14 protein-coding genes and 1 pseudogene are annotated in these 15,285 nt (G+C 70.4%); 4 read left to right on the plus strand and 11 right to left on the minus strand.

Going from position 1 to position 15,285, the window contains the following annotated elements; genetic code table 11:
* Positions 1-237: 237 nt before the first annotated feature.
* Complete coding sequence (locus H4Q84_RS08045) at positions 238-1,566, minus strand: hypothetical protein (RefSeq protein WP_248582868.1); 1,329 nt, start codon at positions 1,564-1,566, stop codon at positions 238-240.
* 190 nt (positions 1,567-1,756) lie between these two features.
* On the opposite strand from H4Q84_RS08045, the gene H4Q84_RS08050 reads away from it, so the two are divergent.
* A complete protein-coding gene (locus H4Q84_RS08050; RefSeq protein ID WP_282580345.1) occupies positions 1,757-3,160 on the plus strand; it encodes a PLP-dependent aminotransferase family protein in 1,404 nt (467 codons plus the stop codon).
* 489 nt (positions 3,161-3,649) lie between these two features.
* On the opposite strand, the gene H4Q84_RS08055 is transcribed toward H4Q84_RS08050, so the two are convergent.
* Positions 3,650-4,183, minus strand: coding sequence for a TetR family transcriptional regulator (locus tag H4Q84_RS08055; protein WP_248582870.1), 534 nt, complete (start codon positions 4,181-4,183; stop codon positions 3,650-3,652).
* Positions 4,184-4,230: 47 nt separating this feature from the next.
* Between H4Q84_RS08055 and H4Q84_RS08060 the strand changes: the two are divergent.
* Positions 4,231-5,112, plus strand: a pseudogene (locus H4Q84_RS08060) (amidase family protein); the annotation flags it as partial.
* Between the two features lie 72 nt (positions 5,113-5,184).
* Positions 5,185-5,577, plus strand: coding sequence for an amidase family protein (locus H4Q84_RS08065; RefSeq protein ID WP_282580346.1), 393 nt, complete (start codon positions 5,185-5,187; stop codon positions 5,575-5,577).
* Between the two features lie 49 nt (positions 5,578-5,626).
* Here the strand turns inward: H4Q84_RS08065 and H4Q84_RS23135 are convergent, their stop codons facing one another.
* From H4Q84_RS23135 to H4Q84_RS08095, 7 genes are all read right to left on the minus strand, one after another.
* Positions 5,627-5,749, minus strand: a complete 123-nt coding sequence (locus H4Q84_RS23135) for a hypothetical protein (protein ID WP_282580324.1) — start codon at positions 5,747-5,749, stop codon at positions 5,627-5,629.
* A 157-nt stretch (positions 5,750-5,906) separates the two neighbouring features.
* Entirely contained in the window at positions 5,907-6,923 is a 1,017-nt protein-coding gene (locus tag H4Q84_RS08070) for a DUF808 domain-containing protein (RefSeq protein WP_248582871.1), read from the minus strand.
* A gap of 125 nt (positions 6,924-7,048) precedes the next feature.
* Complete coding sequence (locus H4Q84_RS08075; RefSeq protein ID WP_248582872.1) at positions 7,049-7,333, minus strand: iron-sulfur cluster biosynthesis family protein; 285 nt, start codon at positions 7,331-7,333, stop codon at positions 7,049-7,051.
* Between the two features lie 78 nt (positions 7,334-7,411).
* The gene (locus tag H4Q84_RS08080) at positions 7,412-8,446 is read right to left on the minus strand and encodes an SIS domain-containing protein (protein WP_248582873.1); all 1,035 of its coding nucleotides are present in this window, start codon (positions 8,444-8,446) and stop codon (positions 7,412-7,414) included.
* On the minus strand, positions 8,446-8,610 hold the full coding sequence (locus H4Q84_RS08085) for a Trm112 family protein (protein WP_248582874.1): 165 nt from the start codon (positions 8,608-8,610) through the stop codon (positions 8,446-8,448). Before H4Q84_RS08085 ends, H4Q84_RS08080 begins: the two co-directional genes overlap by 1 nt.
* Positions 8,607-9,986, minus strand: a complete 1,380-nt coding sequence (locus tag H4Q84_RS08090; protein WP_248582875.1) for a phosphomannomutase/phosphoglucomutase — start codon at positions 9,984-9,986, stop codon at positions 8,607-8,609. The genes H4Q84_RS08085 and H4Q84_RS08090 overlap by 4 nt, the downstream gene beginning before the upstream one ends.
* Before the next feature lie 17 nt (positions 9,987-10,003).
* Positions 10,004-10,363 carry a DUF3499 domain-containing protein gene (locus H4Q84_RS08095; RefSeq protein WP_248582876.1) on the minus strand — a complete coding sequence of 120 codons (360 nt, stop codon included), beginning with the start codon at positions 10,361-10,363 and terminating at the stop codon, positions 10,004-10,006.
* A 48-nt stretch (positions 10,364-10,411) separates the two neighbouring features.
* On the opposite strand from H4Q84_RS08095, the gene H4Q84_RS08100 reads away from it, so the two are divergent.
* Positions 10,412-10,855, plus strand: coding sequence for a metallopeptidase family protein (locus tag H4Q84_RS08100; RefSeq protein ID WP_248582877.1), 444 nt, complete (start codon positions 10,412-10,414; stop codon positions 10,853-10,855).
* A gap of 144 nt (positions 10,856-10,999) precedes the next feature.
* Here H4Q84_RS08100 and H4Q84_RS08105 read toward each other — a convergent pair whose 3' ends face one another.
* Positions 11,000-12,388: a DUF5719 family protein gene (locus H4Q84_RS08105; protein WP_248582878.1), complete on the minus strand. Its 1,389-nt coding sequence runs from the start codon at positions 12,386-12,388 to the stop codon at positions 11,000-11,002.
* The gene (locus H4Q84_RS08110; protein ID WP_248582879.1) at positions 12,385-15,276 is read right to left on the minus strand and encodes a glycosyltransferase family 2 protein; all 2,892 of its coding nucleotides are present in this window, start codon (positions 15,274-15,276) and stop codon (positions 12,385-12,387) included. Before H4Q84_RS08110 ends, H4Q84_RS08105 begins: the two co-directional genes overlap by 4 nt.
* Positions 15,277-15,285: the final 9 nt, after the last annotated feature.

A 15,285-nucleotide genomic window follows, 5' to 3' on the forward strand; every position in this document is an offset into this window, starting at 1 on the left:
CATCATGCCCGCTCCTAGTAGCCACCCCCACCCCACCGCCGGTGGCCAGTCGAACAGCTTGGGCACTACCGACCACAGAAGCGTCGCGCCGAACACAGACGTGAGCCAGGGTCCCCGCAACGGGGCTCCGCCACGCATGCCTATCTCCCATGCCCGGTGGCCGATGCCGTTCGAGGGCACGCCACAGTGCAGCGGGGAACCCGTATGCGGCTTGCTCTGACTCCAGGTCGCCCACGGTCAGCGCACGAAGGATCGGTCGGTCTCGACCTGGGCTCCGGCTATGGGCTCGACCAGGTCTTCGGTGGGCATCTGGTCGGTGAATGCGATCACGGGGCAATTGATCAGCACGTTCGTGGAGCCGAACGGGACGCCCTCGGGTCCGGTCAGCAGGTCGGGACGGCTGGCGGCGAGGTTGAGGATCTCGAACTCGTCTGTCTGGCGGGTGTTGAGCCCGAGACTGACTGCCTTGTCCGTCCACTGGGAGAGCTGCGCCTCCCACAGGGGGCTGTAGGCAAACTTGCGGTGTGGATCGGTCAGGGTCGGGAAGTCCCCTTGGACGTTGAGGGAGTCACCGCCGTTGCGCTGGGACTGGATGAAGGCGGTGTTGCCGAGGTCGGCGTCCTCGTCGGCGTGCCCGTCGAGGATGAGATGGGCCAGTCCTTGGGCCTGTGGGTTGTCGGCTCCGGTCTGACCGTTGACGAAGGGGAAGATGCGTTCGCGGACCGAGCCTGCGAAGTCGTCGCCACCGCTGAACGGCGTCTTGCCCAGCGATGGAACGAACGTGGCACGCTCGAGGGTGGCGGTGATCGCGTCGGATGACTCCGTGCTGATGTAGAGGATGGGCTGGCCCGAGTCGAAGCCGTTGATGATCAGCAGCTCGACCGAAGGTGCGAAGAACTGACCCGGACCCGCCTTCTTCGCAGGGTTGATCTTGAGGACCCGATCCGCCGTGTCGGAATGATGCACCACGTCGAAGGGGCCGTTCCCCGTGGCGACGATCGGGGTGTTGTAGACGGTGGTCGAGCCGCGGAACTTGATGAACGGGCTGTAGCGGCGGCTAGCCACGCCGCCCGGCTTTGCCACTGCCGGCGGAAACGCGTTCGGGCCGGCCTTGAGGACCCGGGTGGGGCTGAAGTCGGGCGCACCCTGGAACTGCGCCACCGCCTCGCCGAACTTGTTGCCCGGTGGCGTCGTGAGCGATACATCCTGCACGCAGACCGGGCAGCCGATTCCCACGTTGGCGAGCTTCGGCGCGAAGTTGACGTTCAGGTTGCGCGCTGCGCCCTCATCGGAGGCTTCGGTGATGACGTACCAGACGGTCTCGCCGTGGAAGCGTCCCTTGTGTAGCGGCAAGGTGGCGCTGTGATGGGTGAGGTTCACCTCCACAGTGCTCTCGAGGATGATCTTGCTCTTGGGCAGGAGCCCGGTGGACTGGCCGGCGGTGCCAGCCGACGACGTCGCCGTCGAAGGGTTGGACAGCCCGAGCCCGAGCCCGAGTGCCGTCGCCGACGCGGCGAGCGCCACGGCCCCCATCGCCCAGCGCCGGGACGTATGCATGTGAGTCATGCGAGAGCTCCTTCGAATGTCGGGTTCCGGTGTTCGCCCTTGGAATTACGCTAGTGCTCCTAGGTCCTGACGACAGGTCCTGTTCCGGGCGAGAAAGTAGGACCAGTTGGCTGAGCGATCGGGACGGCGGCGGGCGTCGTGGCTTCCTGGGTCGTTGAGCGACCAGCCGGGGCGGACGCTGCGGCAGCAGTTGAGCGAAGCGATGAAGCAGTCAATCCGCGCTGGACTGCTGCCTGCTGGTTCGACGGTTCCGTCGTCTCGCGCGCTCGCCGGCGACCTCGGGGTTTCGCGGGGAGTGGTCGTCGACGCCTATGCACAGTTGGTCGCGGAGGGGTTCCTCGTCGGCCGCGCCGGCTCGGGCACCGTGGTGAGAGACGTCGCCCGACCCCCCTCGCGTCCGTCGGTCTCGGCCCCAGCCGGCCGCGTCGAGGCACCGCCGTACGACATCGATCTGCGCCCTGGGCTGCCCGACCTGGCCTCGTTCCCTCGTGCCGTGTGGCTGGCTGCAACCCGCGACGTGCTGCGCTCGCTGCCCGACGAGGAGCTGGGGTACGTCGCTCCATGGGGCGCGATGGCCCTCAGAGAGGAGCTCGCGGACTATTTGAAACGGGTCCGCGCGGCGATGGTGGAGCCTGACCACCTCGTCATCGTCACCGGCGCCACCCAGGGACTGACCCTGCTGGTCCGGATGCTCGCCGAGACCGGGCACACGATCCTCGCGGTCGAGTCGCCCAGCAACGCGAGTCAGCGACGCGTACTCGGTCGTCACATCTCAAACATCCTAGATATACCGGTCGACGACGAAGGGCTCGTCGTGACCGAGCTGGAGAGGACCGCGTGCCGCGCGGTGCTCGTCACACCTTCCCACCAGTATCCGAGCGGGGTCACGCTGTCCCCTGCCCGACGCAGTGAACTCATCAGGTGGGCTCAACGCGTCGACGGTGTCATCCTCGAGGACGACCACGCCCCCGAGTTCCGCTTCGACCGTGGCCCGATCGGCTGCCTACAGGGGCTCGACCCACAACATGTGGCGCTGGTCGGTTCGGCGAGCAAGTCCCTCGCCCCCGGCCTGCGGCTCGGGTGGGTGGTCGCGCCACTGGTGCTGCACGAGATGCTGCTGGCGGCCAAGCGCGACGACGACTTCGGCAGCCCCGTGCTCAGCCAGCACGTGCTGGCCCGGCTGCTGGCCAACGGCGCCTATGACCGACACATCCGTCGTACCCGGCGCCGATACATGGAGCGACGCGACGCCCTCGTCACCGCTCTGGCCGAAGAGCTGCCTGACTGGGAGATGTCTGGTCGGGGCGGCGGACTGCACGTCATGCTCCGCCTTCCGGCCGGCGTGGACGAGGAACGGGTATGTGCAGCCGCAGCGGACAGAGGCCTCGCCGTCCAGGGCACCCGTGCAATGTACGGCTCACTGCCCGCACCGCACAGCCTGATCGCCAGCTATGCGCGCGCGCCAGCAGGAGTGCTGACCGAAGCAGTGCATCGTCTCGCAGCCGCCAGTACCTCGGTACGGACCGTGACCACCGGCTCAAACGATCCCGCGATCCGACGCGTCCGCCCCGCCACCGCGCTCGACTACTTCTGAAGTCTTTTCAGGTTGAGGTGGCCTGAGCACCGTTACCAGAGGCGAGCGTCAGGAGGTCGACTGTTACGAGGTCGCGGTGATACTCGTGGCTTCGAGCCCAAGCCCCTTCCCCGGCACGCGTGCCCGCTGCCATCGTTATTTGCCTCTCTCCACCCGAGAGGGCGCCCCGCCGCCTCCAACGCTTGGCGGCGGGGCGTCAAAGGGGTTCAGCAAGCCGCACGCAGTGCCACTGTGCGCGGCACGCAGGCGCTCTCGAATGGCCTGTGCGGGGAACGGCGGTCGGGTGCGAGGGACTACGCCCGGTCTCGGGGCACGTGTAGATCAATCGACCCATCAAACGCCGTTAGCCGGCAGCCGATCCGCGACCGGGACGTGAGCAGGTTCGCCCAAGGCCGCCGAATCAGAGCGCGAAGGAGAGGGGGCACGTAGTGCAGGGCGCACGAGGCGTGGCCGATCGACAACTCGCCCCCTCCCTCAGACGGGTGAGGTTCAGTGGTCGCTGGTCTCCGCGGCGGCGATCAGGTGGTTGATCACGCGGTTGGCCCGTCGGGCTGGGAGCGCGGGCAGCCCGGTGACGGCGGCGAGGTAGAGGCCGTCGCCGACGAGTCGGATGATGTCGGCCAGTACCGGGTCGCTGATGTCTGCTTTCAGTCGAACCGACCAGTCGGCGAACACGTCATGCACGATCTGTCTAGTGTGCTCGGACACGGCCGCGGTGTCGGATTGGACCGCGGTGATGACGGCCCAGTAGTGCTGGGCTTCGGCGGTTGCCGGCCGTGAGGTTTGCAGGAACGCGCGGGCCGTGCCACGTGTGTCAGCGAGGGCGAGATTGGCGTCGGTGTAGTCGCGCAGCCGTTGCGCGAGAGCGTCGGTCAGTGCTTGTTTGGACGGGAAGTGGTAGAGCAGTCCGCCTTTGGAGACCCCTGCCCGCGCGGCCACGGATTCCAGGGTGACGGTGCTGATGCCATGCTCGGCGATCTCGTCTCGATACGCGTCGAGTATCGCTTCTCGTTTCGAAGTCATGCCGCTACTGTACCGTCTGGACGGTTAAGTTGCGAGCGAGGCATGTGATGACGAGCAACTGGTCGGCGACCGAGGCAGCGGCAGCGATCGCCCGTGGCGAGGTGTCCTCCCGGGAACTCGCCGCCGCGCTGAAGCGGATCGAGGAGGTGAACCCGTCGGTGAACGCGCTCGCCGAGCTACGCAGCCAGGACGTGCTCAGCGAGGCGGATGAGGCCGATGCCGCCCTCGCGACTGGCGCAACCGTCGGCCCGCTGCACGGCGTACCGATCACGGTCAAGGAGGCGCTGAACGTCGCGGGCATGCACACCACCTGGGGCAACCCCGACTGGGCAGACCACGTTTCAGATTGGGATGCCACGGTGGTGACGCGACTCCGGGACGCGGGTGCGGTGCTGGTCGGCAAGAGCAACGTCGCGTTCATGCTGGCCGACTTCGCCCAGACCACCAACCCGCTCTACGGCACAACCCGCAACCCGCACGATCTCGACCGGGCACCGAGTGGATCCAGTGGCGGCGCGGCCGCCGCGCTGGCTGCCGGCATGACCTACCTGGACTTCGGATCCGACCTCGCAGGCTCGATCCGGATACCGGCGGCAAACTACGGTATCTACGGCTTGAAGCCGAGTTCCGGGATCGTCCCGCTGAGCGGGTCCCAGCCACCGGGGGCGCCGACGCCACCGAACGAAATGTCCTAGCTCTCGTGTTTGGGGCCGATGGCCCGCACCGCGCAGGATCTGCGGACCGCGCTGCGCGTCACGGCCGGACCGGAGACATCCACCGGCTACTCGTGGTCACTGCCCGCCGCCCGGCACAGTCGAGTAGCGGACTATCGAGTGGGTGTGGTCACGGATGACCCGCGAGTTCCGGTCACCGACGAGGTCGGTGCCGCGCTGTCAGACACTATCGACGCGCTCGCAAGAACAGGCGCGCAGATCGTGCCGGGCTGGCCACACGGCGTGCAGGCAGATGAGGTGTTCGAGACGTTCGGGTTCCTGCTGAATGTGTTCCTCGCCTACGCCCAGCCTGGACCGACCGATATCGACTTCGGCGAGTTCATCGAACACGAGCATCGCCGGATGTCGATTCGTGCGGCCTGGCAGGCCTACCACCGCGACGTCGATGTGTTCCTGTGCCCGGTGAACTTCACCACCGCGATCCCACACGACGACCGGCCCTTCGAGCAGCGCAGGGTCGCGACCACCTCAGGGCCCCGCCCCTACACCGACCAATCGTTCTGGACCGCACACGCCTCACTACCCGGACTCCCCGCCGTCTCGGCCCCGATCCGAACCACCGCAGGCGGATTGCCGATCGGGATACAGATCATCGGCCCCCGCTACGAAGACGACACCGCCATCACCTTCGCCGAACTGCTCGCCGCGGGGGCGTCATAACTCCCAGGCTTTACCCGACACCAACGGGGGGTGATGCGCACTCCCCCGCTCAACCGTCGCCAATACCTACGGGGTAGGTCTCACCGGCCAGCAGCGGCAGCGTGCACATCTTCGCCAACGCCTTGCGGGCGTTGTCGGGGTGCAGGGCTTCCTTGACCATGGCACGCAGCACGCCGCACCGGTGCCTCGACGCCGCCCTGCCAGCGAACAGCAGCTGGTTGACGCTGCCGAGCTGGCCGATGACGCGTGGCGCAGGGTCAGGACGTGACCCACTCCACCGGTGCAGTGATGGAACTGGGACCTTGCCCTGGCTGTCGGACGGGCCGAGGTCACTCCGCCGACGGCGGCGCTGACGGGTGGTTTTCGGATTCAGCGTCGCTGTTGCTGTCGGCCTCGACGTCGGCGTCCTCCTTGCCGTGACCGGGCCCGAACGGGAGGAAGTGCATGACCGCGACTACCACCGCGCCGACGACTAGCCCGATGACAGCTGACAGTGCCGTGTTGGTCAGCCAGCCGACGACCGCGCCGATGGCGGGCAGCGCGTCGTGGGCGCCCTCCTCGAGGTGGTGCACGATGTCGTACAGGCCGTGCCAGCCGAGGTCGTCGGTGCCGACGAGCAGAATGTGCCCACCGACCCACAGCATCGCGGCGGTGCCGACGATCGAGATGACGTTGAGCAGGCCGGGCATGCCCCTGACCAGGCCGTGGCCGATCTTCTGGGCCGCTGCGGACTTGCGCTCGCTGAGGCTGACGCCGATGTCGTCCATCTTCACGATCAGGCCGACCACGCCGTAGACGAGGATCGTGATGCCGATGGCGACCAGGGTCAGGATGATCGCCCGTGGCAGGAACGACTCGTCGGCGACCTCGTTGAGCGAGATCACCATGATCTCCGCCGAGAGGATGAAGTCGGTACGGATCGCCCCGGTCACCATTGACTGCTCGGCCTCGGGGCTGATCTCGCTGGCGAGCTCCTGGTGCTCCTCGTGGCCGCTGAGCTTCTCCCAGATCTTCTCGGCGCCCTCGTAGCAGAGGTAGGTGCCGCCGAGCATCAGGATCGGGGTGAGCAGCCGCGGCACGAACTGGCTGAGCAGGAGGGCCGCGGGCAGGATGAACAGCAGCTTGTTGCGCAGCGAGCCGATGGCGATCTTCTTGATGATCGGCAGCTCACGCTCGGCGGCGACGCCGTGGACGTACTGCGGGGTGACTGCTGTGTCGTCGACAACGACGCCGGCGGCCTTCACGCTCGCCCGGCCTGCGGCGGCACCGACGTCGTCGATCGACGCAGCGGCGAGGCGCGCCAGCACGGCAACGTCGTCGAGGAGTGCGAAGAGTCCGGCACTCATGCCGTGGCCCGGGAGCTGTGCGTCATCACGCGGCTCAGCCTAACGGCGTGGGTGAACAGAGCGAGGGCGGCCGGGATCGCTCCCGGCCGCCCTCGGCGTTGGTCGTGCGCTGAGACTGTGCTGCGTCAGACCTGCTGGCCGAGCGCGAACTGCACCCCGCCGTTCGGTTCCAGGCTGGCGTCGAGCACCATCTCGTCGAGCTGCTGGGCCGAGGTGGGATCGAGGTAGACGGTCGCACCGTCCTGCTCGACCTTCGCGTCGCCGGGCTCAGGCACCTGTACGGCGCTGATGGCGAACGAGGGCTCGGGCGAGTCTTCGGTGGCGATCCGGAGTCCGGCATCCTCGGCCTCGCTGGCCGTGGTGGTGATCTCGCGGACGATCGTGCTGGCGTTCTCGGTGAGGGTGAGCATGTGCTCTCCTTCCGTGGCGGTCAGGACTCCTCCACCGTTGCAGGCCCAAGTCGTAGACACAAACGCGGGCGCGTCGGCTCAGTCCTCGACGAGCCCGATGCGGAGGTACTGCGCGGCGTAGGTGCCGCTGAGCAGCAGTGAGGCGTAGCGGGCGAGCTCGGTGTCGGCATCGGTGCTGACGGTCTCGACGCGTACGCCGCGTGAGGCGGCGCCAGCCAGCAGCCGGCCGCGCTCCTCGCGAACCACGGCTTCCTCGGCACCGTCGTCGAGCACGAGCAGGAGCGGGCGCAGGTCGCCTCGGGGTCCGTCGGCAAACGGGTCGGCGAAGACGTCGTGCTGCTGGGTCGCCTCGAGCACGGGGAGCAGGTGCTCCATGTCGCCGGCGATGGCCGACCGGCCGCTGGCCCGTCGGATGGACTCGGCGACGCGTCGGGCGGCACGGGCAGCCAGCACGGATCCGCCCCAGACGATCGGGTTGGTGTCGGCCAGCGCGATCGCCAGCATCTTGGCGGGGTTGACCGCGAGGTCGCGGTGCGGGGAGCACGAGATCGCGACGGCCTCGAGGGCGGTGGCGACCACCTCGGCGTCGGCGCGCGGACCGAGGTGGATCTGCTCCAGGAACTCCAGCATCACCACCGCGATGGCGAGTTGGTCGCCCGTCACGGTCGGCAAGATGGTGACGTCGCGTCCCAGCGCGTGCTCGGCGACCAGCGACGTCGGCGGGCACGCGACGACGACCTGGCAGCCACGGCGTACGGCCTCGGCGACGGCGGCCGCGGAGGCGGCGTCGGAGCCCACGGGGGCGAGCATCACGACCAGGTCGAGGCTGCCGGCCCAGCCGGGCAGGGCGGGTCCGGGCCAGGCCACGAACGGCACCGGGCACCACGGCTCGAGTACGGCGCGGAGCAGCCGCGAGTCGGGGCCGGCGGCGATCACCGCGCGCGGGCGAGACAGGTCGCGGCTCCGGCTCAGCGCCTCACGGGTTGCCTCCTGGGCCTCGTGCGCCTCTCGGCGTACCCGGGCTCCCGCCTCGGCCAGCGGGCGCAGGGCACCGTCGGCCGCGGCGAGGGTGGCCTCGTCGTCCAGCCTGGACTCGTCGAACCAGGTCGCCATCAGGCCGGCTTGCGAGCCTCGTCGAGCAACAACACCGGGATGTCGTCGCGGACGGGGTAGGCGTTGCCGCAGCCGGAGCAGACGAGCTCCTCGCCCTCCGGAGACAGGGTCTCCCGGCAGCCCGGGCAGCGGATGATGTCGAGCAGCTTCGGGTCGAGATTCATCGTTCACTCCTGATGGTGGTCAGTACGTCGTCGCGGACCCTGGCCATCGTGGCCTCGTCCTTGCCCTCGGCGTTGAGGCGCAGCAGTGGTTCGGTGTTGGAGGCACGCACGTTGAACCACCAGTCGTCGTGGGTCACCGTGTAGCCGTCGAGGTCGTCGATGGTGACGCCGTCGAGGCCGGCATAGTCCGACTCGAGCTCGGCGAGCACCCCGGCCTGGTCGCCCACCGTGGAGTTGATCTCGCCGCTCGACGGATAGCGGGCGTACTGCGCGAGCAGCTGCGACAGCGGCCGATCGGTCTCGGCCAGCGCCGCCAGCGCGTGCAGGGCCGCGAGCATGCCGGAGTCGGCTCGCCAGAAGTCGCGGAAGTAGAAGTGGCCGCTGTGCTCGCCGCCGAAGATGGCGCCGGTCTCGGCCATCGTCGCCTTGATGAAGGAGTGGCCGACGCGGGTGCGCACCGGCTTGCCGCCCAGCTCGATGACGATCTCGGGCACAGCGCGGGAGGTGATGAGGTTGTGGATGATCGTGCTGCCCGGCTCCTTGGCCAGCTCTCGGGCGGCGATCAGCGCAGTCAGTGCGGACGGCGAGACTCCCTGCCCGTGTTCGTCGACGAGGAAGCAGCGGTCCGCGTCCCCGTCGAAGGCGAGCCCGATGTCGGCGCCCTCCTTCAGGACGCGGGCCTGCAGGTCGACGATGTTGGCCGCCTCGATCGGGTTGGCCTCGTGGTTGGGGAACGTGCCGTCGAGCTCGAAGTACATCGACACCAGCTCGACCTGGTCGGCGCCCATCCGCTCGAAGACCACCGGCGCGGTGAGACCGGCCATGCCGTTGCCGGCGTCGACGACCACCTTGAGCTTGCGGCCCGCGACAGGCGCCAGGGACAGCAGGTAGGCGGCGTACGCCGCGAGCACGTCGTGGTGGGAGATCGAACCGGTGATCGGCGCCTCCGGGGTCGTGCCGGCCGCCACCAGGTCGCGGATCTCGGCCAGCCCGGTGTCGAGTCCGATGGGCACGGCGCCGGCGCGGCACATCTTCATGCCGTTGTACTGGGCCGGGTTGTGGCTGGCGGTGAACATCACGCCTGCCCGGTCGAGGTGGCCCGACGCAAAATAGAGCTGGTCGGTCGACGCCTGGCCGATGAGCACGACGTCGGCGCCTGCCGACGTGGCGCCGTCGGCGAACGCACCGGCCATGCCCGGCGAGCTCGGCCGCATGTCGTGGCCGACCACCACCTCGCGGGCGCCGGTCACGGCTACGAAGGCCGCCCCGGTGGCGCGGGCGAGGGCCTCGTCGAGCTGGTCGGGGACGGTGCCGCGGACGTCGTACGCCTTGAAGATGGCGTCGAGGTTGGCGGCGTCCAGGGTGCCGGAGGCCATGCCCCGCAGCCTAGTGGTCAGTCTGATGAGAGCACGCGGAGGTGGCCGCGCTTGGTGCCGTGCTGGGGGTTGTCGGCGGGGTGGATCGCCGGCGCCGGCTCGGGCGGGCGGGCGGCCTCGCGGACGGCGTCGGCCAGCGCGAGCAGGTCGTCGCCGCTCGGACCGCGCGACGAGGTGTCGGGCGCTAGGCGCATGACCTCCCAGCCACGGGGTGCCGAAAGGCGCTCGCTGTGCCGCTCGCACAGGTCGTAGGCGTGCGGCTCGGCGTACGTCGCGAGCGGCCCCAGGACAGCCGTCTGGTCGGCGTACACGTAGGTCAACGTGCACACCGCGGCACGGCCACAGGCGGTGCGCGAACAGCGTCGGGCAAGGCTCACACGGGCAGGCTACCCCGCAGGGTGGCGGTGCCGGTCTAGGCTCGCGGCGTGGATGAGAGCAGCGTCGAGGAGCGACCCGTACGACGCACCCGGGACCGTCGCGGCCGCGGCATGCGCGGCCCCGGCATCATGCCGAGCCGCCTCGGCACGCCCGCGCTGCGTTCCGCTCGCGAGCGCTTCGACGCGCTCGTGCTCGACCTGGTCACCGAGATCGACGACCGGTGGCACCAGCAGCTCGGGATCGTGGAGTACGCCGTCGAGGACACCCCGCTCGTGCCCGACGACTGGTCGGCCGAGACGGTGCCGCTGTCGTCGCTGATCCGAGGGCAGGGCGGTCAGGCGACCCGACTGGTGCTGTTCCGCCGGCCTATCGAGCACCGTTGCGAGACCCGTGACGACCTGCAGGCGCTGGTGCTGACGGTGGTCGTCGAGCAGATCGCCGAGCTGCTGGGGCTCGACGCGGAGGACGTCGACCCGCGCTACGCCGGCTGAGCGCTCATTGCAGGGCGGCCGCGAGCGTGAGCACGCCCGCGGCAGCTGTGCTGGTCGCGATCCACTCCTCCGATGACCAGCTGGCCGGTGAGATCAGTGCGACCAGGTCGCCCTGCGACAACGCACTTGGAATGTGCGACTGCTTCACTGCAGTGCTGGCCGGACGTCGGCGATCTGGCCGCTGAGCACCAGCGGCTCGAGGGGCAGGACCGCCAGTCCGCGCGATCCGAGCTCGATGTTGCCCACGGCAGTGGTGCGCGCGAGCTGCACCTCGACGTACGTGGCCTTCGCTGGAAGACGGATCCGGGCTGCCGCGCCGACGTCGAGGTCGACGACCTCGGGCTCGAGGAGCTTGCCGGACGACGTGCGCATGACGACGGTGGCCTCGCCCACCCGGGTGATGCCTGCCAGCACGATGCGCTTGGTTCCGGTGGGCACGACTGCTGCCGAGCGGTCGGTGAGCTGCAGGCCGGCGACCGCGTGGGTGACGTCGCCGTCGACCAGGGTGCGGATGGTCGAGGTGACCTGGCCGGTGGCGTCGATGCGGACGCCAAGAGCGTCGCGGGCAGCCTTGCTGGCGAGCACCTTCGAGAGGTCGACGGTGGCCGTGGCACCGGGGGCGACGGTGAGCTCCTCGATGCCGGCTGGTGCGAACTCGCTGCGCGCGGCGACCAGCCGGATCTCCACCCGCACCTCGTCGTCGCTGGGGTTGGCGACCGCGAGGACGCGGTCACCCTTGCCCGCGCCGAGCCCGAGGAGGTACGACGTAGAGGCGGGCTCCGCCTGACTCGCCAGCCACTCGCGGGCGACCTCGTCCGTGCCGAGGTCCTCGACCGTGTCGAGCACGGACGACGCGAGCCGGCCGCGGGTGACCTGCACGTGCAGGCTGAGGTCGTCGCGCGAGGGCACCACGTCGGCCAGGTCGAGGCGCTCGGTGCGATGGCCGCGCACGGTCACGCCGCGCAGGGCCGGCACGTCAAGCAGGCCGTCGGGCCCCATCACCGTGATGTCGGCGACCGCCGGGCCACCGTCGGGGTTGACCAGCTCGAGCACCGAGCGGTGCTCGGCACCAGCGCCGACGCTGGTGAACCACGCCTCCGGCTGGGGGCTGACACAGGCGGTCGCCGCCGCGGGCCCGGTGCGGCCGGCCAGGAGCCCGGGAGCCAGGTCGTCCGCGCCGCGAATCACCAGCGGGGCATCGGAATCGGTGTCGGGGACCTCCCCGGCCCCGATGTCGAGGACCTCGCCGTCGTCGTCGAGCTCGAGCTGACCGGCAACCTCCGGATCGGCGTTGGCGACCGCGACCGTCTCTGCATCGGGCACGGCCGACGGGCAGACGATCGTGGTCCGCGTCAGTGAGGTGCTCGCGGGGTCACGGGTGAGGTCGGGCACGGTGTCGGGCTGCACGAGCACCAGCGCGCCGACGGTCAGCAGCGGCACGAGCATACCGAGCACCGCGGTCGGCGTGGGTCGGCGCGAGGTCGAGGTGGCGGCGCGGCGGCCGGGACCGGCTGCCCTGTCGTCGGTGTTCACGACTCCCGCCTCCGCACGGTCGGGCCGGCCAGCACGGAGACGACGGTGATGGCGATCGCCTGCAAGATCAGGAGTACGACGCGTAGCGCCGAGGCGGGCCCGGCGACCGCGTCGGGGTCGAGCGGTCGATCGACCTTCCAGGCCCGGGTCTCCCGGTCCTCGGCGCTGGCCTGCACGAGCCCCGTCGTCGCATCGAGCCCGGAGGCGACCCGGCCGTCTGCGGGCGCCGGCATGACGACGTACTCGATGCCGGCGGCGGCGAGCGAGGCCACCGAGTCGGAGGTCGGCCGGGAGACGAGCTCGGTGATCTCGGCGGAGAACGCGGCGTCCTCGTCGGCCAGCGCGAGGATCTCGTCCTCGCCCATGGTGACGCCGTCGCCGCGTCGTACGCGATAGGTCAGGCCGTCGTCGACACTGCCGCGCACGACCAGCACGCCGTGCTCGGCGCCGGTGCGGGAACTCTGCTCCATGTAGGCGGGCACGACGGCGTCGGGGGCACGGTCGAGGTCGTGGGGCGAGTCGGTCAGCCACCAGACCAGACCGCCCAGCGGCACAATGGCGGCGACGACCGCGAGCGTCGTGGCCAGCGCACGCTGCCAGAGCGGGTGGTGGTCCTGGAGGCGGCGCAGCCAGGCCTCGGCGCCGAGCACCGTCGCGACCACCGCCAGCCCCTGGAGTACGACGACCAGGAAGCCCAGGCTGGGCGAGGTCGTGGTCGCGGGAAGCTGGAGCGTGACGAAGCCGAGCGCAGCAGCGACCAGGGCAGCGGCCAGGGCGACGACCCAGCAGACCAGCACCGGCACCCGGGTGGCGCGCGGCACGAGCGCGAGCACGGCGAGCAGGCCGATGACGGCGCCCAGCCACCAGGGCGCGCCGAGGTCGCCCATCCGGCCGGTGAGCAGGTCGAGCTGGTCGACGCCGGCCACCGGCAGCCGGCCGGCCTCGAGCAGCAGCCCGGCGGCCGAACCGGTGGTGATCAGAGGCAGCAGCCAGGGCGCGAGCAGCACCGGCACGACGCCGAGTGCGGCGGCCGGAGGACCCCAGGCAGAGCGGTCGCGCAGCAGGCGCGGCGCGATCGCGAAGCCGGCCGCGACCACGATCACGGCGGCCAGGACGGCGAAGAGCCACACCTCCGGCACGAACGCCGTCGCGAGTGCCAGCAGGAGGCCGGTGCGCCAGGCTGCGCGCCACCGGCGGTCGGGCTCGGGGTCGGCGAAGCCGAGGGCCGCGTGCGACAGCCAGGGCAGCAGCGCGGTCACGGCGACGGTGCCGAAGCGACCTTCGCCCCAGGCGCCGGATGTCGCGGGCACGAGTGCGTAGGTCACCGAGCCCCAGACCAGCAGCCAGCGCGGCACGCCGCGCGCGTCGACGAGGTGGCCTACGACCTTGAGCAGCCGCCACGCCCCCCACAGCGCGAACGGCACGGCCAGCAGCATCAGCGCCGAGACCACCTGGCCCGGACCGCCGATGAGGGGGCCGACGAACGCGAACGGCAGGAGGTACGCCGGGGCCGGCACGCCGGTGCCGGTGCCGAGCGGGTGCCAGGCCTCGACGTGCAGCCGCCACCAGTCCGAGACCGTCTCGGGCACGGGCGCCAGTCCGCCGCCCACCACGGAGCCGAAGGCCACCCGGGCCGAGACCAGGGCGAGCACGACCACCAGGGTCAGGGTGAGCGCAACCGGGTTGGTGAAGAAGCGGGCCACGAAGCCGGTGTCGGCCAGCAGCTCGTCGTCCTCGTCGTCTGTGTGGCTGCGGTGCGACACCGCGTGCCGGCCCTCGGGACGGGCTTCAGCCCCCGCACCCGACTCGACGAGCTTGGCCGCGCGTCGTCGTTCGGCGACGTCCTGCGCCTGGCTGGTGACTGCGCTCGCGAGGTCGCTGAGGAAGTCGAGACCGTGCCGGTATGGCACCCACACCGGCGCGAGCAGGGACCGGACGTCTGCCGCCTCGCCCGTACGACGGGCGGCCCGCCACCGCCGCGCGGCGAGCAGGTGTCGCGGCCGGGAGTAGATCGAGACCATTGCGGCCAGCTCGTCGAGGGCCTCTCCGACGGAGCGGACCGACAGGAAGCCGAGCACCCGCAGCAGGGTGCCGAAGAACAGCCGGACGATCTGCCACGGCAGCCGCCGCGACGGAGCATTGGCCAGCAGCGTGAACAGGGCGGCGCGACGTTCCTGGTAGTGCGTGTGCCGGCCCGTGAGCGGCGTACGACGAACGCCACGGTGGGCGGCCTCCGCGTGGAACACGACGGCCTGCGGCACCACGACCGTGGCGTGCCCGGCCTGGGCCGCCCGCCAGCCGAAGTCGATGTCGTTGCCGAAGATCGGCAGGTCGGCGTCGAAGCCGCCGAGCTCTTCGAGAGTACGACGGCGCACGAGCATGCCTGCGGTGTTGACCGCGAGCGCCTCGCGCACCTCGTCGTGCTGGCCCTGGTCGTACTCGCCGGTCTCGAGACCTGTCTCGCGCCGGCCGGTGGCGGAGATGGTGACGCCGAGCTCGAGCAGCCGGCGCAGCGTGGGCCACTCGCGCAGCTTCGGGCCGAGGATCGCGGCGTCGGGACGGTCGGCGGCCACGGCCAGCAGGGCGGCGAGGGCACCGGGTTCGGGGTTCGCGTCGTCGTGGAGCAGCCACACCCACTCGTCGCCATCGAGCGGCGGGGCCTGCTCGAGGGCGAGGTCGACGGCTTGCGGCCAGGTGGTGGCGCCGGTGACGACGTGCACGGCCTCGGCGCCGAACGCCTCGGTCAACAGGCTGGGGCTGGTGTCCTTGCTGCCGGTGTCGATCGCGACGACGCGGTCGACGGCACTCGTCTGAGCGCTGAGGCCCTCGATGACCGCCGGCAGCCAGCGGGCCCCGTCATGGCTGACGAGAACTGCGGTGACGATCACCGGGGCAGC

The sequence above is a fragment of the Nocardioides sp. InS609-2 genome, from assembly GCF_023208195.1.
GTDB lineage: Bacteria > Actinomycetota > Actinomycetes > Propionibacteriales > Nocardioidaceae > Nocardioides.